The sequence below is a fragment of the Nonomuraea sp. NPDC005501 genome, from assembly GCF_040605905.1.
GTDB lineage: Bacteria > Actinomycetota > Actinomycetes > Streptosporangiales > Streptosporangiaceae > Nonomuraea.
On sequence record NZ_JBEXDT010000169.1, the window covers coordinates 1 to 9,809 of the forward strand.

General features: G+C 72.6%; 6 protein-coding genes and 4 tRNA genes. 9 read left to right on the forward strand and 1 reads right to left on the reverse strand.

Going from position 1 to position 9,809, the window contains the following annotated elements; all coding sequences use genetic code 11:
- The 9 genes from ABZS51_RS41355 to ABZS51_RS41395 form a co-directional block, all read left to right on the forward strand.
- On the forward strand, positions 1-1,673 hold a 1,673-nt coding region (locus ABZS51_RS41355), incomplete at its 5' end, for a peptidoglycan recognition family protein (RefSeq protein WP_355453449.1).
- A gap of 122 nt (positions 1,674-1,795) precedes the next feature.
- A tRNA-Gly gene (locus ABZS51_RS41360) sits at positions 1,796-1,867 on the forward strand.
- A 16-nt stretch (positions 1,868-1,883) separates the two neighbouring features.
- A tRNA-Cys gene (locus ABZS51_RS41365) sits at positions 1,884-1,954 on the forward strand.
- Between the two features lie 51 nt (positions 1,955-2,005).
- Positions 2,006-2,077 (forward strand) — tRNA-Gly (locus ABZS51_RS41370).
- A gap of 19 nt (positions 2,078-2,096) precedes the next feature.
- Positions 2,097-2,171: transfer RNA gene (locus ABZS51_RS41375), tRNA-Val, on the forward strand.
- Positions 2,172-2,275: 104 nt separating this feature from the next.
- A complete protein-coding gene (locus ABZS51_RS41380) occupies positions 2,276-3,568 on the forward strand; it encodes a hydroxyacid-oxoacid transhydrogenase (RefSeq protein WP_355453452.1) in 1,293 nt (430 codons plus the stop codon).
- 471 nt (positions 3,569-4,039) lie between these two features.
- Positions 4,040-4,906 carry an MEDS domain-containing protein gene (locus tag ABZS51_RS41385; RefSeq protein WP_355453455.1) on the forward strand — a complete coding sequence of 289 codons (867 nt, stop codon included), beginning with the start codon at positions 4,040-4,042 and terminating at the stop codon, positions 4,904-4,906.
- Complete coding sequence (locus ABZS51_RS41390) at positions 4,896-5,807, forward strand: ATP-binding protein (RefSeq protein WP_355453458.1); 912 nt, start codon at positions 4,896-4,898, stop codon at positions 5,805-5,807. Before ABZS51_RS41385 ends, ABZS51_RS41390 begins: the two co-directional genes overlap by 11 nt.
- A 105-nt stretch (positions 5,808-5,912) precedes the next feature.
- A complete protein-coding gene (locus ABZS51_RS41395; protein ID WP_355453461.1) occupies positions 5,913-7,862 on the forward strand; it encodes a hypothetical protein in 1,950 nt (649 codons plus the stop codon).
- Here the strand turns inward: ABZS51_RS41395 and ABZS51_RS41400 are convergent.
- The coding region (locus ABZS51_RS41400; RefSeq protein ID WP_355453464.1) for a hypothetical protein at positions 7,844-9,809 on the reverse strand (1,966 nt) is incomplete at its 5' end. The two genes, ABZS51_RS41395 and ABZS51_RS41400, sit on opposite strands and share 19 nt — an antisense overlap.

Genomic DNA, 9,809 nt, shown 5'->3' on the forward strand with positions numbered 1-9,809 from the left:
GGGCGACGCTGCAGCGGGCCGCGCGGCTCACCGGGCTTCCGGCCGCGCGGCTGCGCTCCGACCCGGCCGCGAACATCAGGGGCGGCGCCGCCGTCCTGGCCTCGCTCAAGGCCTCCCTCCAGGCGCGCACCGGCTCGGACCCCGCCGACTGGTACGACGCCGTCGCCCGCTACGCCGGGAGCCTCTCCCCGCTCCCGTCACCCGGATCACACGCCTTCGCCGACCAGGTGTTCGAGGTGATCCGCCAGGGCGTGACCCGCAGGACCGACGACGGCTCCGTGGTCCGCCTGGCGCCCGTGCCGGGCCTGCGCCGGCCCGCCGCGCCGTCCGCGCGCCCGGCGGGAGCGGCCGAGTGCCCCCGGACGCTCGACTGCGAGTGGATGCCCGCCGCGTACAAGCGCACGAGCGGCGGCTACGGCAACCACGACCGGATGCCCGCCACGGCGACGCGGCGGATCGACTACATCGTCATCCACGACACGGAGACCAAGTACCGCGACATCCCGTCGATGGTCTCCGACCCCGACTACGTGAGCTGGCACTACACGATCCGCTCCGGCGACGGGCACGTGGCCCAGCACGTGCGGACGCGGGACATCGCCTGGCACGCCGGCAACTACGACTTCAACGCCCGCTCGATCGGCATCGAGCACGAGGGCTACCTGGCCAGGGGGGCGACCTGGTACACGGAGGCGATGTACCGGTCCTCGGCCCAGCTGCTGCGCTACCTGGCGGACCTGTACGACCTGCCCCTCGACCGGGCGCACATCCTCGGCCACGACAACGTCCCGGGCACCACGGCCGAGAGCCATCCGGGCATGCACGACGACCCGGGCCCGTACTGGGACTGGGCCCACTACCTGGAGCTGGCGGGCAGTCCGATCACCGGCACACCGGCCCGTCCCCCGGCCCTGGCGGTGGCCGGCCCCCCGGCCTCCGGCCTGCCTGACGGCGAGCCCGCGCAGGCCCCGCCGGCACCGGGAGCCGCCGAGGGCGTGCTCACGGCCGCCCCCGCCGTCATGCCCGCACCCGGCGGCCGGGCCAGATCGGTGATCATCCTGCCCGACTACGCGACGAACCAGCCGCTCTTCACCGGCTGCGCCGAGGCCAAGCCGGCCAGGCCCTGCGAGCCGCACGGCGCCTCGTCGGTGTGGCTGCGCACCGAGCCGCGCGAGGACGCGCCCCTGGTCGACGACATCGGCAAGCGCGTGGGCAAGCCGAGCACGTACAGCGTGTACGACCACAGCGCCCGCGCCTCCACCGGCCAGCGGTTCGCCGTGGCCGGGCGGCAGGGCGACTGGACGGCGATCTGGTACCTCGGCCAGAAGGCGTGGTTCCACAACCCGGCCACCGCTCCGACCGCCGTCCCCGCCGCGGGCGCGCTGGTCACGCCGCTGAAGGACACGGTCAGGGTGTACGGCCGGGCGTACCCCGGCCACCCGGCCTACGAGGGCACGGGCGTCGCCTACCAGGAGCGCACGCCGCTGGCGTACGTGATCCGCTCCGGCCAGACGTACACGCTGGGACAGATCGTGGCGGCCTCGTACCAGAAGGCGGGCTCCTTCGACCCGGCCGCGCACGTCACGGTCACGGGCACCCGGCGCTTCTACCAGATCCAGCTCGGCCACCGGGTGGCGTTCGTCCGGGCGCGGGACGTACGCGTGATCCGGTGATCGGCCCCCGCGTCGGTGGCCGATTTCGTCCCGCCGATTTCGTCCCGGAGCCCGCCGGACGCGCGCGGGCACTCTCCGAAGGCGATATGGTTTTCCCGTGGCCGGCACTTCGCCGGAGACACGCGGAAGTGGCTCAGTGGTAGAGCATCACCTTGCCAAGGTGAGGGTCGCGGGTTCGAATCCCGTCTTCCGCTCGGAGTACGAACTCCTGGTGGAGTGGCCGAGAGGCGAGGCAGCGGCCTGCAAAGCCGTCTACACGGGTTCAAATCCCGTCTCCACCTCGGTCAGGCGCGGTCCCTCACGGGATCCGCTAAAGTAAAGTGCAGCGCCATGCGGAAGTGGCTCAGTGGTAGAGCATCACCTTGCCAAGGTGAGGGTCGCGGGTTCGAATCCCGTCTTCCGCTCTGAGTGACAACTCAACACGGACGATTAGCTCAGCGGGAGAGCGCTTCCCTGACACGGAAGAGGTCACTGGTTCAATCCCAGTATCGTCCACCACCCGCCCCAGCTCACGGCAGCCGCCGGGAGTCTGGGGCTTCTTGGTGTTCCGGGCGGATCACGGGTGTCGCGGGGGACTGCCGCCACGGGGGTAGGGAACCCGCATGACGACCACGCCTCCGGTCACCCCCGAGACCGTCTTCACCTACGGCGCGCCCCGGCTGAAGTTCGGCAACGGCGCCTCCGCCGAGCTCGGCTTCGACCTCGGCCAGTACGGCGACGTCCGGCGCGTCCTGATCGTCACCGATCAGGGCGTCGCCGCCTCCGGCGCCCCGCGACGGATCGCCGAGCAGATCCGCCGCCACGGCATCGACGCCCGGATCTACGACCAGGTCCATGTCGAGCCGACCGACGCCAGCCTCGCCGCCGCCGTCGAGCACGCCCGCGCCGCGGGCCCCTGGGACGCGTTCGTCGCCGTCGGCGGCGGGTCGAGCATCGACACCGCCAAGGCGATCGACCTGATGCTCACCAACCCCGGCGAGCTGATGGACTACGTCAACGCCCCGGTCGGGCACGGCCGGGCACCGGACAACCCGCTCAAGCCGCTCGTCGCCGTACCCACGACCACCGGCACCGGCGCGGAGAGCACCACCATCTGCGTGCTCGACGTGCTGTCGCTCAAGGTCAAGACCGGCATCAGCCATGCCGCGCTGCGCCCCGCGCTCGCCGTCGTCGATCCCGACCTCACGCTGACCCAGCCGGCGGGGGTGACCGCCTCGGCCGGGATGGACATCCTCTGCCACGCGGTCGAGAGCTACACCGCCCGCTGGTACACCGGCAACGAGCGCAAACGTCCCGAGCAGCGGGTGCCCTACTGCGGCGCGAACCCGATCTCCGACATGTGGGCCGAGCAGGCCATGCGGCTGCTGGCGAGGTCGTTCCGGCGCGCCGTGCGGCACGGCGACGACACGGCGGCCCGCGGCGAGATGGCGCTGGCCGCCACGTTCGCCGGGATGGGCTTCGGCAACGCCGGCGTGCACCTCCCGCACGCCAACGCCTATCCCATCGCCGGACGGGTCCGCGACTTCCACCCGAAGGACTACCCCGGCGACGAGCCGATGGTCCCGCACGGGATGTCGGTCGCGCTCACGGCGCCGGAGGCGTTCAGGTTCACCTTCCCGGCGGCGCCGGAACGCCATCTGCGCGCCGCCCGGCTGCTCGCCCCGGACAGGGAGGAGCCGGCCGAGGCGGCCGAGTTCCTGCCGAGCGTCCTGGTCGATCTCATGCGCGACGTCGGCGTCCCCAACGGGATCGGCGCCGTCGGCTTCGGCACGGGCGACATCGACGCCCTCGTCGAGGGGACGATGAGGCAGCAGCGCCTGCTCGCGACCGCTCCCGCGCCGGTGACCGAGGAGGACGTGGCGGGCATCTTCACGCGCTCCATCGAGCTGTGGTGACCCGGCCGGATGGTCAGGCGGCACGTCTCGTGGCGACGATGACGCCCGATCCATGGGACAGCTCCACCGCCACCAGCTCCGGATGGCCGAGCGCCGTACGTGGTGCTGCCGGGCCGCGAACTCACCTGGTCGGTCTGGGCGAGGACGTCCCCCTCCCCCACGACGGCGCCCGTCCGGTGGCGGACGAGGCGTGTGCCGGGCCAGTGGTCATCCGCCGGAAGAGCCAAGGATGTATGTGTGCGTCCCCTCGTTGCGGGCACACGTGTAGCGGCCATGGTGGCCATGAGGGTCCGGCGGGACACCTCTGAACCGGCGGGAAGGCGGACGCGGCTGTGAGGGGACAGGCGCCGCGCGCTCCGCGACGGTCACGGCGAAACCGTCCCGAGGGGCGTACCGGTTGCGGCCGGTCACTACGCTGGGTGGTCCGGCGGTGTGTGGGGCGGCGGCGGCCGCGAGGGGACAGGTGGCGCGGTGACGGACGCGGAAGTGCAGATCACGGACCTCACGGTCAACGATCACGCCTGCCTCACCTTCGGCGAGCCGGAGGAGCTCCACGACCTGACCGCGGCGTTCGTGCGGGACGGGCTGAAGGGCGGGTTGCGGGTGGTGTGGCTGTGCGTGGAGCCGCAGGAGGCGCTGGCCGAGCTCGGCCAGCGCGGGATCTCCGTGCAGTCCGCCACCGCCAACGGCCGGATGGAGGTCCTGGCCTGCAAGGAGGGCCTGCTGTCGGGGCAGGCGTTCGCCGTGGAGCACGCCATGGGCTGGCTGCGCGACCAGATCGAGCAGACCGCGGACGAGGGCTACTCCGGGCTGCGGGTGGCGCTCGACATGGGGTGGGCGCTCCAGCCGGTCAGCGGGATCGAGCAGTTGCCGGCGTTCGAGGAGGAGATCGCCACCGCGCTTTCCGGCACCAGCGTCTCGGTGCTGTGCCAGTACGACCGCGACCGCTTCGACCCGGTCACCCTGGCGTCGGTGTCGCCGTTCCACACGCACTCGGTGGCCGCCGCCACGTACCACAACGACCCGTTGCTACGAATATGCCGCCAGTACGCGCCACCCGGCATCCGGCTGGCCGGGCAGATGGACCGGACCGCGGAGGACGCGCTGAGGATGGCGCTGACCGAGGCGATCAGGGGCGAAGGCGACATCACCGTCAACATGGCCGAGCTGGCATTCATCGACCTCTCCAGCGCCCGAATGATCATGGAGGCGGCCAGGAGCGTGGCCCCCGATCGCAAGGTGGATCTGCGGTGCAGCCGTGCGACCGCGTCGAGATTCGTGCTGCTGGGGGCCGGCGGCATTCCGGGGATCAGTCTGGTGACCGGTCATGGTCGATGACGAGTCCGTGAACCTGCCCCCGACCGCGAAAGGCGATCCGGACCTCATCCTCGACCAGTCGTTCGACGCCGGCCTGCTGTACGCGCTGCGCGCCACGCTGGAGGCGCACGCCACGCACGCCGGCCTGCCCGACGGGCGGGCCATGGACCTGGTGATCACCGTGCACGAGCTGGCCACCAACGCGGTGGTCCACGGCGCGGGTACGGGCCGGGTGCGGATCCGGCGGATGGCCGGCGCGCTGCGGTGCGAGGTCAGCGACGCGGGACCGTCCCTGAGCACCCGAATCCCCCGGCCGGACGCGGACACCGAAGCCCTGCCGCACACCGGACAGGTGGGGAACGCCGGGGCCCCGGCGCAGGCACGGCAGGCGGGAGACGCCGCGGGTGAGGCGCGGACCCCCGTGCCCGACGCCGCCCGGTGGCCCGTCCAGCACGGGCACGGGCTGTGGATCGCCCGCTTCCTGCCCGACCGGTTCACGATCGGCTCCGGCCCGGAGGGTACCGTCGCGGTCGCCGACTTCGTCCTCCCCCCGGACGGGCACGACGCGCGGTTCGGCCTCAGCCGCCGCGATCAGGGGTCGCACGTCCTGCTGGAGCTGTCCGGGTCGCTGGGCGACCAGGCCGCGCTGGAGCTCGCCGCCGTGGTCCGCGACGTCGTCTCCGGTGAGCCGGAGCCGCGGCTGGTGATGGACCTGAGCGCGGTGACGTTCTGGGACGCGATGGGGGTCGCCGCCCTGATCACCGCGCAGCAGCAGGTGGACGGCGCCAAGGCCGGGACCATGGTGCTCACCGGCATCAGGCCGGACTTCCGGCGGCGCCTGGACGCGCTCAGCCCCGCGCCCCTGACGGTCCGCGACACTCCGGAGGAGGCCGCGCGCCTGTTCCGGTCCCCACCCCGGTAGCCCTCCCCCGTACCGCATGCCGGATCGGCGTGGCGGCGGTCTTGCCATGGGCAGAGCTCAGGATTACGGTCAAGACCGTTATGCCGTTCTAGCGAAGGTAGGCCCATGCGCTTACTCGTCGTCCTCCTCTTGACCGCTTGGTCTCTCGCAGCTCCGGCCCAGGCCGAAACCGCCGCACCGCCGACGGGGTGCGGTTTCCAGAGCCTCGGCACCCTGCCGCTCACCGGCGCCACCACGGCGGGCACCGCCCTCGACGGCGACCGCCTCTACTCCGTCACCTCCAGCGCCTCCGGCCCCGCGATCCTGGGCATCAGGAACGCCGCCGACGCGAGCCTCGTCGCCGAGCGGCCGCTTCCCCTCGCGCTCGGCTCCTGGGCCGTCACCGTGGCCCCCGACCACTCCGTCTACGTGGGCAGCTACAACGCCACCGCCGGGGCCATGGGCAGGCTCTTCCGCTACGACCCCGCCACCGACGAGGTGCGCGAGCTGGGCATCGCCGTGCCGGGCGAGACGTTCGTCTGGACGGTCGCGGCCAGCCCGGACGGGACCGCCGTCTACGGCGGCACCTCGCCCAACGGCCGGCTGTTCCGCTACGACACGGCGACCGGCCGCATCGACGACCTCGGCAGCCCCGTTCCCGGCGAGCAGTACATCCGCGACCTCGCCATCGCCGGGGACGGCACCATCTACGCCGGCGTCGGCGCGCAGAGCATGAAGGTCGCCGTGCTGCGGCCCGACGGAACCCTCGTCAAGGTGATCGACCCGCCGATCACGGGCAGCGGCTACGCCTACGACCTCGACGTCGTCGGCCGCCACCTTCTGGTCCGCTTCGGCACCACCACCGGCACCAACCCGATGGGCGTCTACGACCTGGCCGCCGGCACGTGGCGCGACGTCGTGGACGACATCGACAGCCTCACCGTGGGCGGTGGCCGGCACGGTCACCAGGTCTACCTGGTCCAGAGCGACGAGCTCGTCGCGTACGACCTCAGGACCAGGAAGATCACCAAGCTGGGCTTCACCGACCTCGGCGGCGGCGCCGCCAGGACCCTCGGCTGGAACGGCCGCACGCTCGTCGGCACCTCCTCCACCGGCCGCCTCTGGCACTACGACCGCCACAGCCGCCGCGGCAAGCTGTTCGCATCCACCCTGACCGGCCAGCCCGTCTCCATCAGGTCCATGGCCGTCGGCCCCGACGGGCGCGTCTACGCGGGCGGCTTCTTCACCGGCGGCCTGGCCGCGTACGACCCCGCCACCGGTCAATCCCAGTTCTGGGCCAACGTCGGCCAGAGCGAAGCCATCGTCACCCACAAGGGCAAGCTCTACCTGGGCGTCTACCCCGGCGCCCGCATCTACGAGTTCGACGGCACCGAGCCGAGGAAGCTGCTCGAACTCGCCGGCCAGGAGCAGGACCGGCCGTTCGCCATGGTGTCGGCGGGCGACTGGCTGGCGTTCGGCACCGTGCCCAAGGCCGGCTCGGTCGGCGGCGCGCTCGGCCTGCTCGACCCGGCCACCGGCAGGACCGTGATCAGGCGCAACCTCATCCTGGGCCAGAGCATCATCGCCCTCGCCTACCGCGACGGCGTCCTCTACGGCACCACGTCGGCGTTCGGCGCCACCGGCGTCCCGCAGGGCGACGCGGCGCACGCCTTCGCCTACGACATCGCCACCGACTCGCTCAGGTGGACGAGCACCCCCGTGGCCGGCGACCTGGCACTCGGCTCGATCACCTTCGACGGCGACGGCAGGCTGTGGGGGCTCAGCCCCGACGCGCTGTTCGAGCTCGATCCCGCCACCGGCCAGGCGCTGCGGACCGTGAAGCACCAGACCTACCCGTGGTCCACCGCCACCCAGGTCTGGCTGGACACCAACATCGAGCCGGGGCGCGACGGCCGGCTGTACGGCAAGGTGCAGGGCAAGGCGTACCGGATCGACCGGGGGACGATGGCGCTGACGCTCATCGCCCGCCCGATCTCGATCCTGCTCAAGGGGCCTGACGAGCACATGTACCTGTCACGCTTCGAGAACTTCTCCACCTACCGGCTCTGCGGCTGATACCTGAACAACTTCGGCCCCTCGGCGAAGTAGACGGCTCCGGACCTGTGCACCGCGAGGTGGTGCACAGGTCCCTCCTTCAGCACCGACCGCTTGCCCGTACGTGGATCGAGCGCGAACACCTGGGCGCCGGCGTGCGCGCCGTAGAGGCGGCGGTCCCGGGCGTTGAAGACCAGCGCGCCGGAGGACGACGCGCTGTCCGACAGCGTGACCCGGGAGACCACCTTGCGCGTGGCCACGTTCACGGCGAACACCTCGCCGCCCGCGACCCCCCACAGCCGGCCGCGGTCGTCGAAGGCGAGCGCGGGGACGGCGGGCTTGCCGGCCGCCGGGACCAGCTCCCACAGCAGCCTCTTCTCCCGCACCGACCAGGCGAACAGCTTCGCCTCCGGCTGGGTCGGCGGGGTGGCCGACTGGCCGCCGTAGATCGAGGTGCCGCCGTAGACGACGCCGTCGCGGTAGGCGAGCGAGACGATGCTCTGGTCCTTGACCACATGCCGCTGGGAGTAGGCCATCCGGCCCTCCCGAGTGTCCCAGAGGGCGAGCACGCCGCCGAGCTGCCCGAGGTCGGGCATCGTCCCGATCGCCACGTACCTGCCCGCCGGGGTCAGCGCGCGCGGCCTGATCTGCTTGTCGGCGGCGAAGTCGAGCAGCCGAGCCGGGTTCGGCGCGGGCCCGGGCTCCGGGCTGGGCGAGTACTCGGTGCTGTTCCACGGCAGGCTGGGGTCGTAGGCGTAGACCCTGGCCTCGGGATAGGCCCCGACGTAGAGCTTGCCGCCGTGCGCCGTCATGGCCTCGCTCTGGGAGAAGGTGTGGAACTCCTCCCGCTCCCCCGTGACCGGGTCGAGCGCCGCGAAACCACCGTTGAGGAAGCCGCCCACGTAGACGCGGCCGTCCGGGCCGTCCGCGATGGCCGTGATGTCGATCGGCTCGCCCTGGATGCCCGTCTGGACGAACGATCTGGCGCCGGTCTGCGGGTTGTAGCGGAACATCAGGCCGCGCCACAGCAGCCCGACGAGGCTCTTGCCGGGGTAGTCGGGCAGGCCCAGCTCGGCCCAGCCGATGCCGCGGGTGTTGGCGACCCGTCCGGTGAAGGGCATCCCCGTCGGGGAGACGGTACGGGTGCGCGGGTCGTAGCCGACCAGCTCCCCGCCCTTCACGAAGTAGATCCGTCCTTGGTCGTCGGGCGGCGAGACGTCCAGGCCGTGGGCGGATTCGAGGGTGTCGGTCCAGGCACGAGCGGCGATGTCCCAGACGTGCAGGGGGCCCGGGAAGGCGCTGCCGTACCTGACGAAGAGGAAGCCGCCGGCGACGTTGACGTCGTAGGCCCACTTGTCCGTGACGTCCAGACCGGGCGGCGTGGGCAGCTCCTCGGCCACGCCGGTGGCGGCGTCCACCTCGAAGACGGCGGCCGGGTTCTCGGTGCCCGCGTAGATCTTGCCGCCGGCGTAGGAGACGCTCCGCACGTACGCGTGGGAGGCGGAGAGCTTGCCGTAGTCGCGGAAGCCGGTCGCCGGGTCGTAGCCGAACAGGCGGCCGCCCGGCGACGTGCCGCCGTACACGGTCGCGCCCTCGCCCGCCGCCACCGACCAGACGAAGTTCTCGGACGGGAGCGGGCGGCCGAGGTCGGCGACACCGCCCTCGCGGGTCCAGCGGTAGAGGCGGCCGTCGCCGTAGGTGCCGGCGTAGACGCTGCCGTCGGGGGTCGCGTCGACCGCCCAGGCCCCGGCGGCGCCCGGCAGGTCGAGCCGCGCCACCGCGGCGCCGGTGGCCGGGTCCACCGCGTTGAGGTGGGCGGGGGCGCCGGAGGAGGCTTCCCAGAGCACGGGGGTGCCGCCGGGGCCGGGGGCGACGGTGCCGCCGAGCAGCAGCACGTCCTGGAGCGGCACACCGAGATCGGCCGGGCCCGCTTCGGCGGCCGGGGTCGCGGTCGTGCCGCCCGCCGCC